This is a genomic window from Paenibacillus lupini, assembly GCF_011761355.1.
Classification (GTDB): Bacteria; Bacillota; Bacilli; order Paenibacillales; family Paenibacillaceae; genus Pristimantibacillus; species Pristimantibacillus lupini.
This window is the reverse complement of record NZ_JAASRW010000005.1, coordinates 497,650-511,363: the sequence shown is the minus strand read 5'-3', so window position 1 is coordinate 511,363 and position 13,714 is coordinate 497,650. Positions and strand designations below refer to the sequence as shown.

Here is a 13,714-nt window from a genome sequence, read left to right as displayed (position 1 = left end):
TCCATAAATTGATTTACACTACTGGAGACGAAGATCTTTTGCAATGGACGCAAAATTACAAAAAAATATATTGTTATATTTTGAAGGGAGCGTAAGTCCTTGACACTCGAGTCGTTATGGGAGGAACATCATGGGCATATTCGAAGCTTTGTGCTAAGCAAGATAAATCAGACTGCCGATGCCGAAGATATTGTCCAGAACATCTTTATGAAGGCACATGAGGGGATCGGACAGCTCAAGGACGATGAGAAAGCGAAAGCTTGGCTTTTTCAGATCGCCCGTAACAGCATTATCGACCATTATCGCAAATCCAATCGGACCGTTATGCTGACTGAACACGAAGAGCTGCCAGAGGAAGAATTAAAGGAAGATTACACTATGAAGGCTGCGGAAGGCATGTTGTCGGTGATGAAGAAATTGCCGGACAAATACCGGGTGGCAGTTGAGCTGACTGAGCTAAAAGGGCTATCACAAAAAGAGCTCAGCGAACGACTCAACCTTTCTTATTCCGGTGCGAAATCCAGAGTTCAGCGTGGCAGAGAGATAGTCAAAGCAATGATGAAAAGCTGCTGCGAGATTGAAGCGGACCGGTATGGAAATATCGTTAATTACGAGGTCGTGCTCGATAAGCCTGTACTGAAAAATAATCCAAATGCAAGCATGATAATATTTACATGTTTTCCTAATTCGATATAATCGTTTTGTTTCCTTTCCTATTACATAAAAAATGACGCTTCAAACTGTTCTCAGTTTGAAGCGCCATTTGGAGTTTACTTCGTCCGGTACAACCCGTATTTCTTGAGGCTTTCACGGATTGGATGGGTGTCTTCATGTAAGCCGCCTTCGCCGCCGTTTAAGGCGATATCGACCTGCCATGCTGTCAGATCAGCGACGTTCATCGACTCCATCTCCTCAAGGCTGAAGAAGCCTGCTCCGTCTACCTCCACGTCGTCAGGACGTGGCTCGCCATCTATGTACTCCATCTCGAAGGTGATATAGATATCATGAACGGTATGAGGCCGATCCCGCAGGCCGATAATTTTGGTAACAATCGCACGAACGCCTGTCTCTTCCCAAACTTCACGGGCAATAGAGCCTCTAATATGCTCCAGCTGTTCAATATAACCACCTGGCGTTGTCCAATACCCTTTACCTGGTTCTTGGGCGCGGCGAACGAGCAGCACTTTATTATCCTTTACAACACAAGCACCTACCCCAATGCTGTAGTTACCCCAATGTACAAAGCTGCAGCTTGGACATGCCTTACGGTCTTCTCCGCCAATGTTCCGAACTTCTAATTTATCCCCGCATGCGAGACAAAAATTAATATTTTCCATATAAAAGTCTCCCTCATCGCCGATAATTGACTCGCTCATAATATAGTGAACATTATACCTTAGCTGAGCCGCGATATGCCCGCATTTTTTTATGTGAAACTAACGTTCTTTTCAGCTTTGTTTAATATTGGGAGAACATAATTAACCATACTCCCTATTTGATATAGCTTGTCTTTTGGCCCACATCCCAGATGTGGGCTACTTTTTTATCTAAATGAATCAGGTTGGATTCTATCCAGCCAAATTGCACTTTAGTTCGGCTTTATCTCAGCTACATTGGATATGATACAGCATAATCGGCACCTTACAACCCGGAGTAGGCTTATCAGGTTCAATCAATTGGAGGAAATCCAACGTAGAAGCTATAGCAGTTGAGGCATACAAATATGGTTGTATAAAATCCAATCTAACGTGTTTGCACGACAATTCCACAACCTGCTGATAAGATTGTGATCCACTCCAAAATAAAAAACACTGCTCCAGTAGCTGAAACAGTGTCGTTGTAACCTATAATATTTATTACTCAAATGGATAACGAAGTCCCCATTGCTGACGGATACCATCCATCATACGCATTAGCTGCAGCGTTTCATCCAGCGAGATGATATCGCTCTCGAGCTTGCCTTCGCGCAGATATTGTCCTGCTGCCTCTGCTTCATAAACATAACCAAGTGTTGTGCGATCATCAGCAAACGTCTCTTCCGTTCCGTCTTCTGCAGTAATGGTCGCAGTTTTAGCATTAAAGAAGGATGGAACACGGATTGAACCTGCAGTACCAATTATGTAGGCGTCGCTTCCTGAATTCAGCCTGATCGCTGAACTCAACATCGCGGTTTGACCACCCTCATACGATAAAAGGATGCTGCATTCCTCATCAACGCCAGTCTCACCGAGCTGCGCCGTGCTTAATACTTGCTTTGGATTCGCACCAAGTAACATAGAAGCAAAGGATAACGGATAAATACCAACGTCAAGGAGCGCGCCACCGGCAAGTGCCGGGTTAAACAATCGTCCTTCAGGGTTCACTCCTGTACGGAAGCCAAAGTCTGCTCTAATCAGGCGTACATCGCCAATTCGGCCTTCAGCAATCCATTCGCGGACTTTACGGATAACTGGCAGGAATCTTGTCCACATGGCTTCCATCAAGAAGATCTTATTCTCTCTGGCGAACTGCACAACTTCCTCTGCTTCTTTCACATTTACCGTAAACGGCTTCTCACAAATGACTGCTTTGCCTGCACGCAGACACTGCAGTACATGCTCTTTATGCGAAGGGTGAGGCGTTGCTACATAAATAATATCGATCTCAGCATCATTAACTAGTTCTTCATAGCTGCCATAGGCATGCGCAAAGCCGAACTTTTCTGCAAAAGCCTCAGCCTTTTCCTTTGAACGTGAACCAACTGCAGTAAGCTGCACATCTTGTGCATGTGCCAAGTCACGGGCAAATTGGGATGCAATCCAGCCTGCTCCAAGAATACCCCATTTTATCGTTTTATTTTCCATTATTTCTACACCTCCAACCGCAGTATATCAGCATTTCAGCTGATATGAAAGCGGTTTAAGACTCAGAATCCAGTCCTTAATTCTGCTGTCTCGAAATGAAAAATAACGTAAACCATATAAATACAAAGCCAACAAGTTGAGCCATTGTAATCACTTGCCCAAATACTGTCCAGTTGAGCAGCACGCCTACCATCGGGAAACTAAGCTCGGCAATAGTTGCATAAGACGCTTTAATTACACTTAACCCTTTATAATAGACAAGCAAACTGAGAAGTCCCGGCAGCAGTGCTTGCAGCAGTAAATTGACGATAACAGCCGCAAGATCAGTTCCTTCGGACATCTTCCATGCTGCTCCTTCTGACCAAGTAATGACCAATAACAATGGCAATGCCAGCATGAAGCGCAGCGATGTAACAGTCTCATATTTCATACTGCCCAGCAGGTAACGTCCCATCACTGTTGAGCCGCCCCATAATGCAGCTGCACCAAGTGACAACAAGCTGCCTACCTGAACAAATTCGTTCATATGGCCAAATGGCAGCGTAAAGCCAAACGTAAGCAAGTATGTCCCAACAAGCGCGATTACAAGCAGTGGACCAATCTTTGCTGGCAGCAGCTCTTTCAGCAGCACCCTTGCCAATACAATGGCAAACAAAGGCTGCAGCTTCTGCAAGAGCAATACGGCATTAGGGTTTCCGTGCGCGAGCCCTTGCGTGAATAAGATCGTCGCAAGCGCCGAGCCTCCCCAAGAAATAAAGAGCAAAGCACCTAGTTGACGAAGACGGACTCCTCGCAGCTCTGCACGATGTTTCCATAATACAGGCGCTGCCGCAAGAAACAAGATCACATGCTCCAGCAATACGATTTGTGTGGAAGTGAGTGTTTTCAGCAAAATAATACGAAATACCGGATCAACGCCCCATAGCGCTGCCCCCAGTACGACCAGCCAGAATTCTGCCCGGATTGGTGTTTTTGTCCGAATCATGGGTGATGCGGTAACGTTGTTCATCTTAAATACTCCTTCTGAATACAGGACGAGAGCAAAAAAGCCCCGACTCACGCTTATCGCGCGAATCGGGGCCGACTTAAATAAACATGCATTCGAGCGGTTTCCCGCCTTCTGCAAGCTTAATCAAGTGATCTTCTATCATCCGGACTATACCGTCGGCCTTGGAGTTCCACCAAGTCAGTCCCCTTGCTGTTGTCAGCTCAGGGAGTCGCGGGCTTTGCTTACTCCTCTTAATAGATAGATAAGCATTTACCGCCGGTCAGGAATTCCACCCTGCCCCGAAGATCCTTATTCCATTTTTTTAATTGATTGGATTGAGTATAACGCCGATTATCCGAGTTGTCTAGTGCGAATAGTAAGAATTAGGAAACAGCTATTTCTTTAATGCCTCTCTAACCAGAGGGGCAACTTCCTTGGCCAACAGCTCGATCGAATTCATGACTTGAGACAGTGGCATACCACCGATGTCCATCTGAGCCATAAACCGGGAATGCCCAAACAGCTCATGCTGTGAAACAATTTTTTCCGCAATCAGCTCAGGGCTGCCTACAGCAAGAAATTGGGCAATCACTTCGAACTCCTCTCGCGTAAGAGGCTTTCCACTTTCCTTGCCACCCATAAACTGCGAATAATAGGTACTATAACCAACGAAGAATTCATCCAAAGCCTGCTCTGTCGTCTTCGCAACGTAGCAATGACCGGTAATGGCAACTCGCAAATCTTCCTGCCGATATCCAGCAGCAATGCCCGCTTCTCTATAACAATCGACCAAATGCTTGTATTTAGACGGTTCTCCCCCAAGCAGTGCAAGTGCCATACCTGCCCCTTGTTTACCTGCGAGGGCTGCACTTTCTGCCGTACTGCCAACACCAACCCATAACGGAAGCTTTGGCTGTGCCGGACGTGGTGCAATCTCCGCTTCATCAAGTGGAGTCCGAAGTCTGCCGCTCCATGTTACTCGTTCAGATAAATTGAGCTGATTCATTAATTCCAGCTTCTCTGCGAACAGCTCTTTATAATCAACCAGTTCGTACCCGAACAAAGGAAAAGATTCAATATAAGCGCCACGTCCGGCGATAATCTCCGCACGTCCATCCGAGATGAGATCAAGAGTAGCAAAGTCTTCAAACACTCTTACCGGATCTGCAGTTCCAAGGACCGTTGTTGCACTCGTTAGTCGAATGCGAGATGTAGCCTGTGCAATCGCGGCAAGTACTACTGGAGGTGAGGAGAGAACAAAGTCCAGCCGATGATGTTCACCAACCCCAAATACATCAATTCCCGCTTCATCGGCGATAATAGCAGCCTTAATAATTTCTTTCATTCGATCTCCGGCATTTTTTAATTCCCCGGTATCGGAATTAACCGCAAGATCACCTAGTGTATAAATACCAAATTCAAATTGTCCGTTATTCTGTGGTGAATCCATCTGAATGTCCTCCTCAGCAAAGCTAAACGTGATGACATCATCCAATGATTAGCCATGCTTCCGTTCCTATCCAAATACGTAAAGTAAGTTATATACGTATAGTAAGTAAACTATCTAAGTAATTGTGCCTAATATTACAGCTTTCGTCAAGCAAACCCGCAAAAAAAGAAGCGGCCAATTCCGTGCAGGCGATGCAGAATAAGGATTACTCCATCTGCGCGGCATGCCATTGAATTGTTCGCTTGAGCCCTTCAGTTAGTGTGTAGCTTGGCTTCCATTGTACTTCATTCGTCAGCCTTGTGACATCCACCCCTATAAATAGAGGCTCAATTGGCACATCTTTTCCGAAGCTGATGAGACTATCTTCCCCCAACTTCTCTCCTATTAGGCCTACGAGCTGCTGTAATTGGACGGACTTTCCGGAAGCTATATTAACCGTACCTTGGCAACGGCTTTCCAACAAGGCAACAAACGCATCTGCTGCGTCCTCAATATATAAGTAATCCCGATATATTCCGCCATATTTGCAGAATGCTTCTTCCTTCTTCAATAAAGCATTAACCATTGCACTAACAAGCCTGTTTCCTGGATCATGTGGACCGTATAGATGGAACACTCTCCCCCATGCGGCACTAAACCCGGCTATTTCGGCGTAAGATTGCAGCCAGATTCGAAGACTATTCTTGCTGGCCGCGTACGCATGGGCATACGAATCACGAGAGGTTGTCTCTGACAAAATCCCTTCTTCCCATACATATTCTGCTCCAGTACCAGCCACAACTACTCTCTGACCACCTGACTGGACAAAATGATGAATCAGCCCCATACTGCTCCTTGTCCATTCATAATTAGATAAGGAACGATAGCAATGTGGTGGAACCGCGTCCCAAGCCAGATGAATAAGTGAGTCAGGCTTCACCTTTTCAATAAATCGAATGGCTTCCTCTCCACTCAGTAGATTCACCTGATGCCAGGTTCCGCCGACGAGTGAAAGCGGAGTCCGTCTATAGGTGGCATGGACTTCATAACCTTTGGCAACAAGTTGTTTAACTACGTATCTTCCGATCCATCCTGATGCTCCAGTAACAGCTACCTTGTTCATGGCTGCCATAACCTTAAAGCCTGACATTCTGGTATTTGTCTTAAATCCCCTGTCAGACTAGCAAAAGATAAATATTGTGCTTCAAGCTCCTGTGCCGTAAATAGATGATGGCCACCCATACCATTTTTCGAAGTATTTACTGGTAAGGTTGGACCAATCTGCAGCTTCCTCACACGCATGGCGTTATTCCATGGACTGAATGAAAACTTCATAATAAACACCGGATGCAGCAGTACCTGGTGAGGTTTTGACGTCCAATGCCGGCCTGCATAATACTCACCACTTCTGTATCTATGAATAAACCTTCCAATATAAGGAGATTTCGGATCAGATGGGAAAACACCGTGATAACGCTGCTTAACGAGTGGCTGCGCATAGATAGGATCGCTGTAGTAGCCGGGAAGATCAATCATTGTGATCGTTCGAATGGAGTACATTTTACCGCCAAGCGTATCCAGAATCGAAAACAACTGCTTACCATTCCGGCAGACCAGGAATTCGGTTGTGTTCAGTACCATTTTCCAGCCGGAAACCTGCTTCTCGACGTTCATCACTTCACGGTCAACCTCAATCGCATGAAAATCTGGCACTTTACTATTCCGGATTTCCCAATGGGGAGCCATCTTCCGAATAATCTCGACAGAATGGTCGGTAGATCCTCTATTAATGAGTATCCCATGATCAAATAAGGGGACATGGTGCATGAGCCACCAGGGCAGCAAATACTGTTCATTGTAGAAATGGGAAATAAGCGTTGTCATCTTATCACCACCTCCACCTATGTTTCTATTAAAATACCTTATCTTCCATTATATGAGAATGAATATGAAGAGGTTCACCACCGCCTCTAGTTGAGCGTGGATTTACGGTCTTCATATACCCGTTCATTCATAAGATGGGTATATAGCATGATCACTGCCGGTTAAGTTGTGGAGGGACAACCATTGCCTTGTCTATTGCGATTTAATACAACGGCCAGAGGAGCCGTAATGATTACAGGAAATACGCTTGGTTTATTAGGCTTTGACGACGATGACATCGGCGCATTCATTACAACAGATACCTCTATGCAGGTACAAGGCTTCCCGGCTGGGACCACTCTCAATTTTAGACAAAACAGCTCAGCCGCCCTGCTCGAACTTCCGCTTTCGAGTACGGTTTTATATGCAGAATTGATCTGGGGAGGATCTACAACGAATTTTGTAGATGATGTGTCTGCTTTTCTAAATGATCCTATTACCTTCACACTGCCAAACGGCAGCTCCGTTCAAGTGACACCCGACCCAGCCACGGCTGCCGAAATCGATATTTTTTATGTCCGATCTGCCGATGTTACGACACTCGTAAGAAGCGGCGGAAGCGGCTTCTATACGACAGGCTCCATTCCTGGAACGACACATGCACCTGTTATTACGAACTCGAGCAGCTGCGCTGGCTGGACGCTTAAAGTGATGGTTGAAAGCCCCGGTTTATCTATGCGTAATATAAGCGTCTATGTATGCGGCGACGTGATCTTTAATGGCGGAGAACCCGTTGATATACCAATTACCGGATTTTCAACTCCCCCACTCGGAACGGTAACCGGCAGGTAACCCCCATTGTTCCCGTTCCTACAGATGGAACTGGTACTGTGCAAGTAAGTGTTATCAACTCTGGCAGCGTACTAGTCACCAACAAACAACTCATCGTTGAGGCACGTAATGGGATAATCGTCCCCGGCACGGTCTTTATTAATGGTCTGCTTTCTGAGCAGCAAGATTTATCCCGCCTTCTGCTTGGCAATAATGAACCCGGCCAACGGGAAACCATCACTTTCGACATTCTGGCCGGAGATATAGATATCATGCTGAGTGTGAGATTGGTCTCCAATGCAAATACCGTGCATCAGGTCTCCAGAATCATAGTGGAGGAGCAGGATGAATGAATATTTTTCAATTGACGTAAACGGTTCCATGTTTTATAGTGATATCGAGCCAAATATATAACAAGCCTTTTGGCATGTTACTAGTCCGACTAGGCATGAGCCAAGGAGAGCATCCGCCCGTAATACGGCGGTCTCTTTCCTTGGTTTTTTTGTGCTCAAAATGGGGAATTTACTACTGAGAGGAGGGATTGGCGTGGGACTTACGGGGCTGCTTCGGATCGATCGGATTGTTGGGAACAATGTCATACTTACGATGGAACCGAACTCATCGAGAGAATATGTGCTGTTTGGCAAAGGCATCGGCTTCTCGTGCAAGGGCCAAAAACATATCGATGCGGAGGACCCACGAATTGAGAAGCGTTACCGGCTGGACGACCGTGACAAAGCCTTGCAATACCACTCATTGCTCGAAGAGCTTGATCAGGATGTGGTTCACATCTCTGAGCAGATCATTGATGAGATTAGGGAAAGGCTTGGGACACCTGTCGATCCAAAAGTGTATTTTGCCTTGCCAAGTCATATCCAGTTTGTCGTCTACCGGTTAAGAAATGGCATGGAAATCGTCAATCCTTTTCTATACGAAACGAAAATGTGTTATCCCCAAGAGTACAAAATTGCAGCTAAAGCGGCCAAGATGATTAGCGAGAAATTCGACGTCATTATCCCTGAAGATGAAGTTGGATTTCTAACGTATCACGTTTATTCAGCAGCAGGGTCCGTAACAGCGGGACAGCTTGTTCAGCTAACGGAGCTGATGAACGAGATCGTGGAGCGAATTGAAGAATGGCGCGGAGCACCTCTGCAGAGGAAAAGCTCTGATTACGCAAGGCTGATCATGCATCTTCGGTACATGATGGAACGCATTCTGCAAAGCAAAGAGTCGGCCAATCCGTTCGCTGCAGAGATTAGAGACAAGATACCTACTGAGCATCGTCAGGCGGAAGTAATTGCTCAAATGATTGGAGAAAGACTTAAGCTTACAGTCTCTCCCGATGAAGTTGGTTACCTCGCCATGCACTTGTATCGGTTATTCCGGTCCGTAGATGCAGACAATTAAACATACAGACAACATGACTAAACATGGATAGCAAGGAGTAGATCATATGAAATGGTTTGGCAAAAAAACAAATAATGCTGTAAGTGTAGCTGCACCAATCAGTGGTAAAGTTGTTCCGCTTAGCGAGGTGCCAGACGAAGCATTCGCACAAGGCTTAATGGGTGACGGCGTAGCGATCGAGCCTAGTGATGGACTGGTCATTGCACCTTTCGATGGAACTGTAAGCCATCTGATCGATACGCATCATGCTTTGATTATTGAGCATTCGTCCGGACTGCAGCTGCTTATTCACGTCGGTATCAACACCGTAGCGCTGAACGGCGACGGCTTCAAAGCACATGTGAAGACTGGGAATTCCTTCAAAGCTGGTCAAACGCTTCTCGAATGCGACCTGGACAAAATCCGCAGTGCGGGTTATCCGGTTGTAACGCCAATTATCGTGGCGAATGAAGACGGTGCAGAGAAAGTGGAAAGCACCTATAAGACGGTAAAAGCCGGTGATCCGGATACGATTACGGTCGTTATGAAAACCTAAACTACTGAACATGGAGTGAGATAAGATGCTCGGATTTCTGCAAAAAATCGGTAAATCTTTAATGCTTCCTGTCGCAGCACTGCCTGCGGCAGCTCTGTTACTACGCTTTGGTAATATCGATTATGTCAAAGATTTTGGATTTGGTAACTTCGGTGAATTCCTGAACCAGTATATCGCCCCGTTCCTTGCAGCAGGCGGATCTGCAATCTTTGATAACCTGCCTCTGATCTTCGCCATCGGCGTGGCAATTGGGATGGCCGGTGATGCGGTTGCGACACTCGCTGCCGTAATTGCTTACCTCGTCCTCACCAATGTGCTTAGCAAAATCCCTACTGTATTTACGGGACTTGTTGAGAAAGACACGACGCTTAATATGGGCGTGCTTGGCGGTATCATTGCAGGTCTTGTTGCTTCTTACCTTTATAATAAATACCATGATATTAAGCTGCCGGACTGGCTTGGCTTCTTTGGCGGCAAGCGGTTTGTACCGATTGTTACCTCATTCGCAATGGTTATCGTAGGTCTAATCTTTGGTCTGATCTGGGGACCTGTCCAATCGTGGCTCGATACGTTCGGCCGCTGGATTGTAGACCTTGGCGGAGTTGGCGCATTCCTGTTTATGACGGCGAATAGACTCCTCATTCCATTTGGTCTGCACCACGTTATTAATGCAATCGCTTGGTTCCAAATTGGTGATTACACAGATGCAGCAGGTAATGTTGTTCATGGTGACCTGCATCGCTTCTTCGCAGGCGACCCAACAGCGGGTATGTTCATGACAGGCTTCTTCCCAATCATGATGTTCGCCCTTCCGGCTGCAGCATTTGCGATCATTCACACAGCCAAACCAGAAAAACGCAAGCTAGTCTCTTCCATCTTTATTGGCTCGGCTCTTGCTTCCTTCCTGACAGGTATTACAGAGCCGCTTGAATTTGCTTTTATGTTCGTAGCACCAGTGCTTTATATCATCCACGCCGTGTTAAGCGGTATCAGTGCATGGCTGGTTGTTGAGCTCGGCATTCACCATGGCTTTGGCTTCTCGGCAGGCTTCCTTGATTATGCGATCAACTATCCGCTGTCAACGAAGGGCTGGATGATTATCCCAATTGGTCTGGTTTACGCTGTTGTGTATTACGTCCTGTTCCGCGTCGTTATCGTGAAGCTGAATTTGAAAACACCTGGACGTGAAGATGATGTCCTCGAGGAAGAAGAAGGCAGCGGTGAAGTAGTTAACGCCGACGATAAAGCAGGCAGAGTTCTTGCAGCACTTGGTGGTTCCGATAATATCGAGAGCATCGATGCTTGTATTACCCGCCTTCGCCTCATCGTAAAAGACGAGAAAGCCGTAAATGACGCAGAGCTGAAAAAACTTGGCGCAGCAGGCGTTATGCGTCTTGGCAAAGGTGCCGTTCAGGCTATCTTTGGTACACAATCAGAACGTTTGAAAGAACAGATTAAAAAACGGATGTAAATAGATATATGTTATTAGAGAATGCTTACGAAGTAAGAATCGCCAGATATGGCTAGAGGTAAGCCACATTAGTGGCAATTCTTTTTAGGAGGACTTATGGTGGAGAAATCATACGTAGTTGCAAACCCGACGGGCATTCACGCCCGTCCTGCTAAAAAAATTGTTGAAGCGGCAAAGCTGTGTGAAGGTACCGTTCATATTGAGAAAGGCGGAAGGAAAGTAAGCGCGAAAAGCTTGGTTAACGTGCTCTCGATCGGCGCCAAACAAAATGATACCGTAACGGTCAGTGCCGATGGAGAGAAAGCTGAAGCTGCGGTTGACGCAATTGGTGCTGTACTCGCTTCTGCGGAAGCAGAGTAGGAGGCAGTTATGATGGCAACCGAGATGAAAGGGATCGCCGCATCGGAAGGTTATGCAATCGGCCGAGCGGTCATCCTCCGTGAAGAGACCATCCCGCAAGGCGTAACTTATGTCGAGGCGGGAGAAGAACAAGCCGAGCTTAGCAGGTTCGACGCTGCGGTAGCTGCTGCTAGCGGTGAGCTTCAAGAGCTTTTCGAGAAGATGAAAGCGGATGGCCGTGAGAATGAAGCCGAAATCTTTGAAGCTCATCTGATGCTGCTTGAAGATGAGGAGTTAATCGGAGCTGCGCAGGAGCGGATTCGCAGCCAGCGTTACAAGGCTGAGGCGGCGATGAATGAATCCGGCGAAGAAGTTGCTGTGATGCTTGCTGCCCTTGACGATGAGTATTTGCGGGAACGTGCGGCAGATGTTCGTGATGTCAGCCGCCGCGTAATCCGTAAGCTTGGCAATGGCTCTGAATCCGAGGCCGTTCAAACCTCGGCAGCTGGATCAACTGAAAAGTCCATCTTGTTCGCTGTCGATCTGACTCCATCGGATACGGCTCAGCTTGACCCTTCCGTTATTGGCGGATTTGTAACGGCAGCCGGAGGACGAACCTCCCACTCTGCTATCATCGCTCGATCCGTTGGTATTCCCGCTATCGTTGGCGTTGGTGATGCTGCACTTCAGATAGAGGATGGACAGCTAGTTATCGTAGATGGTACTGCAGGAATTGTTCTTGTCGAACCTGAAGCAGAAGAACTCGCTCGTTATCAGTCGCTGCAGCAGCATGCGGTGAATCAACGCGCAGAGCTGGACCAATTCCGCGGCAAACCTTCCGTTAGTGCGGACGGTCACCAGGTTGAGCTCGTTGCCAACATCGGTTCTGTGCAAGATGCTCGCCAAGCTCAGGAGCGCGGCGCCGAAGGCGTTGGCCTTTTCCGTACAGAATTTCTGTATATGGGCCGTCCTGATCTGCCGACCGAGGATGAGCAGTTCACTGCTTATAAAGAAGCGGCAGAAGCATTTGGCCAAGATGCTCCAATCGTCATTCGGACGATGGACATCGGCGGCGACAAGGAGCTTCCAAGCCTTCAGCTCGAGAAAGAAGACAATCCGTTTCTCGGCTATCGAGCGATTCGAATTTGTCTAGATCGTCCTGATCTGTTCAAGACACAGCTTCGAGCCGTCTTAAGAGCAAGTGCATTCGGCAACCTGAAAATTATGTTTCCGATGATCGCCACTCTAGGTGAATGGCGTGCAGCTAAGGCGTTGCTCGAACAAGCTAAAGAAGAGCTTAAAAACGAGAACATCGCTTTTAACGAACAGATCGAAGCCGGCATTATGATTGAGATTCCTGCTGCTGCTCAGATGGCTGATCGTTTCGCGCGTGAAGTTGACTTCTTCAGCATCGGAACTAATGATCTCGTACAATACACGATGGCGGCAGATCGGATGAATCCGAAGCTTGGTTATTTATCCGACCCACTCCACCCTCCTGTGTTGCGTCTGATCCATCAAGTGATAAGAGCAGCGCATCAGGAGAACAAGTGGGTCGGCATGTGCGGCGAGATGGCCGGAACACCTATCGCCCTTCCTATCCTTCTTGGGATGGGCCTTGATGAATTCTCGATGAGTGCATCCGCTGTCCTCCCTGCCCGGGCTTTCCTCTCTCGTCTCGATCGTTCGAAGCTTGCCGCTCTTGCAGAAGCCGTGCTTGATATGGACGATGCAGAGGCGGTCCGGACTTATGTAGAACTACAGGTTCCGGAACTTAAGGCTTAAAAATAAAAAGACGACTTTCAACCAATCATCATTGACGAAAATCCCGATCAGAAGTTCTGATCGGGATTTTGACTTATTTTATTTCCGATTACCGTAAACAGCAGCATAAATCTTGAAAGAATCTTAGAGATTCTAATCCAAGAGTTTGATACAGAAACCGCCATATACTTCTAACCACTAGTAATCAGGCGTCACCATCTTCGTTTTGTCCTATTCTTAC

General features: G+C 46.9%; 14 protein-coding genes and 1 riboswitch. Of the genes, 8 read left to right on the top strand and 6 right to left on the bottom strand.

Features of this window, described 5'->3' with window-relative positions:
- Window positions 1–99: 99 nt before the first annotated feature.
- The gene (gene sigZ / locus FHS17_RS18760) at window positions 100–696 is read left to right on the top strand and encodes an RNA polymerase sigma factor SigZ (protein ID WP_167279947.1); all 597 of its coding nucleotides are present in this window, start codon (window positions 100–102) and stop codon (window positions 694–696) included.
- A 74-nt stretch (window positions 697–770) separates the two neighbouring features.
- Here sigZ and FHS17_RS18755 read toward each other — a convergent pair whose 3' ends face one another.
- The 6 genes from FHS17_RS18755 to FHS17_RS18730 form a co-directional block, all read right to left on the bottom strand.
- Window positions 771–1,337, bottom strand: coding sequence for an NUDIX domain-containing protein (locus tag FHS17_RS18755; RefSeq protein ID WP_167279946.1), 567 nt, complete (start codon window positions 1,335–1,337; stop codon window positions 771–773).
- A 519-nt stretch (window positions 1,338–1,856) separates the two neighbouring features.
- Window positions 1,857–2,843 (bottom strand): Gfo/Idh/MocA family protein, encoded by a 987-nt coding sequence (locus tag FHS17_RS18750; RefSeq protein ID WP_167279945.1) that lies wholly within the window; start codon window positions 2,841–2,843, stop codon window positions 1,857–1,859.
- 76 nt (window positions 2,844–2,919) lie between these two features.
- Window positions 2,920–3,852, bottom strand: coding sequence for a DMT family transporter (locus FHS17_RS18745; protein ID WP_167279944.1), 933 nt, complete (start codon window positions 3,850–3,852; stop codon window positions 2,920–2,922).
- A gap of 126 nt (window positions 3,853–3,978) precedes the next feature.
- Window positions 3,979–4,142: riboswitch (FMN riboswitch) on the bottom strand.
- A gap of 83 nt (window positions 4,143–4,225) precedes the next feature.
- Window positions 4,226–5,281, bottom strand: coding sequence for an LLM class flavin-dependent oxidoreductase (locus FHS17_RS18740; RefSeq protein ID WP_167279943.1), 1,056 nt, complete (start codon window positions 5,279–5,281; stop codon window positions 4,226–4,228).
- A 205-nt stretch (window positions 5,282–5,486) separates the two neighbouring features.
- Complete coding sequence (locus FHS17_RS18735) at window positions 5,487–6,383, bottom strand: NAD-dependent epimerase/dehydratase family protein (protein ID WP_167279942.1); 897 nt, start codon at window positions 6,381–6,383, stop codon at window positions 5,487–5,489.
- Window positions 6,380–7,144: a glycosyltransferase family 2 protein gene (locus tag FHS17_RS18730; protein WP_167279941.1), complete on the bottom strand. Its 765-nt coding sequence runs from the start codon at window positions 7,142–7,144 to the stop codon at window positions 6,380–6,382. Before FHS17_RS18730 ends, FHS17_RS18735 begins: the two co-directional genes overlap by 4 nt.
- A gap of 228 nt (window positions 7,145–7,372) precedes the next feature.
- Here FHS17_RS18730 and FHS17_RS18725 point away from each other — a divergent pair, with 228 nt between their 5' ends.
- The 7 genes from FHS17_RS18725 to ptsP all read left to right on the top strand — a co-directional run bounded on the left by FHS17_RS18725 (window position 7,373) and on the right by ptsP (window position 13,494).
- Window positions 7,373–7,975: a hypothetical protein gene (locus FHS17_RS18725; protein ID WP_167279940.1), complete on the top strand. Its 603-nt coding sequence runs from the start codon at window positions 7,373–7,375 to the stop codon at window positions 7,973–7,975.
- A gap of 38 nt (window positions 7,976–8,013) precedes the next feature.
- Window positions 8,014–8,307 carry a hypothetical protein gene (locus FHS17_RS18720; RefSeq protein ID WP_167279939.1) on the top strand — a complete coding sequence of 98 codons (294 nt, stop codon included), beginning with the start codon at window positions 8,014–8,016 and terminating at the stop codon, window positions 8,305–8,307.
- Window positions 8,308–8,500: 193 nt separating this feature from the next.
- A complete protein-coding gene (locus FHS17_RS18715) occupies window positions 8,501–9,364 on the top strand; it encodes a PRD domain-containing protein (RefSeq protein ID WP_341805857.1) in 864 nt (287 codons plus the stop codon).
- Window positions 9,365–9,410: 46 nt separating this feature from the next.
- Entirely contained in the window at window positions 9,411–9,899 is a 489-nt protein-coding gene (locus FHS17_RS18710; protein ID WP_167279937.1) for a PTS sugar transporter subunit IIA, read from the top strand.
- Between the two features lie 25 nt (window positions 9,900–9,924).
- On the top strand, window positions 9,925–11,370 hold the full coding sequence (gene nagE / locus FHS17_RS18705; protein ID WP_167279936.1) for an N-acetylglucosamine-specific PTS transporter subunit IIBC: 1,446 nt from the start codon (window positions 9,925–9,927) through the stop codon (window positions 11,368–11,370).
- A gap of 96 nt (window positions 11,371–11,466) precedes the next feature.
- Window positions 11,467–11,730 (top strand): HPr family phosphocarrier protein, encoded by a 264-nt coding sequence (locus FHS17_RS18700; RefSeq protein WP_167279935.1) that lies wholly within the window; start codon window positions 11,467–11,469, stop codon window positions 11,728–11,730.
- Between the two features lie 9 nt (window positions 11,731–11,739).
- Window positions 11,740–13,494 carry a phosphoenolpyruvate--protein phosphotransferase gene (gene ptsP, locus FHS17_RS18695; protein ID WP_167279934.1) on the top strand — a complete coding sequence of 585 codons (1,755 nt, stop codon included), beginning with the start codon at window positions 11,740–11,742 and terminating at the stop codon, window positions 13,492–13,494.
- The last annotated feature ends 220 nt before the right edge of the window (window positions 13,495–13,714 follow it).

What these genes read in the sequence shown, in the direction of transcription:
- FHS17_RS18755 (WP_167279946.1), bottom strand. Translation starts at nt 1,337, where the DNA reads ATGGAAAATATTAATTTTTGTCTCGCATGCGGGGATAAATTAGAAGTT.
- FHS17_RS18750 (WP_167279945.1), bottom strand. Translation starts at nt 2,843, where the DNA reads ATGGAAAATAAAACGATAAAATGGGGTATTCTTGGAGCAGGCTGGATT.
- FHS17_RS18745 (WP_167279944.1), bottom strand. Translation starts at nt 3,852, where the DNA reads ATGAACAACGTTACCGCATCACCCATGATTCGGACAAAAACACCAATC.
- FHS17_RS18740 (WP_167279943.1), bottom strand. Translation starts at nt 5,281, where the DNA reads ATGGATTCACCACAGAATAACGGACAATTTGAATTTGGTATTTATACA.
- FHS17_RS18735 (WP_167279942.1), bottom strand. Translation starts at nt 6,383, where the DNA reads ATGAACAAGGTAGCTGTTACTGGAGCATCAGGATGGATCGGAAGATAC.
- FHS17_RS18730 (WP_167279941.1), bottom strand. Translation starts at nt 7,144, where the DNA reads ATGACAACGCTTATTTCCCATTTCTACAATGAACAGTATTTGCTGCCC.
- FHS17_RS18725 (WP_167279940.1), top strand. Translation starts at nt 7,373, where the DNA reads ATGATTACAGGAAATACGCTTGGTTTATTAGGCTTTGACGACGATGAC.
- FHS17_RS18710 (WP_167279937.1), top strand. Translation starts at nt 9,411, where the DNA reads ATGAAATGGTTTGGCAAAAAAACAAATAATGCTGTAAGTGTAGCTGCA.
- nagE (WP_167279936.1), top strand. Translation starts at nt 9,925, where the DNA reads ATGCTCGGATTTCTGCAAAAAATCGGTAAATCTTTAATGCTTCCTGTC.
- FHS17_RS18700 (WP_167279935.1), top strand. Translation starts at nt 11,467, where the DNA reads ATGGTGGAGAAATCATACGTAGTTGCAAACCCGACGGGCATTCACGCC.
- ptsP (WP_167279934.1), top strand. Translation starts at nt 11,740, where the DNA reads ATGATGGCAACCGAGATGAAAGGGATCGCCGCATCGGAAGGTTATGCA.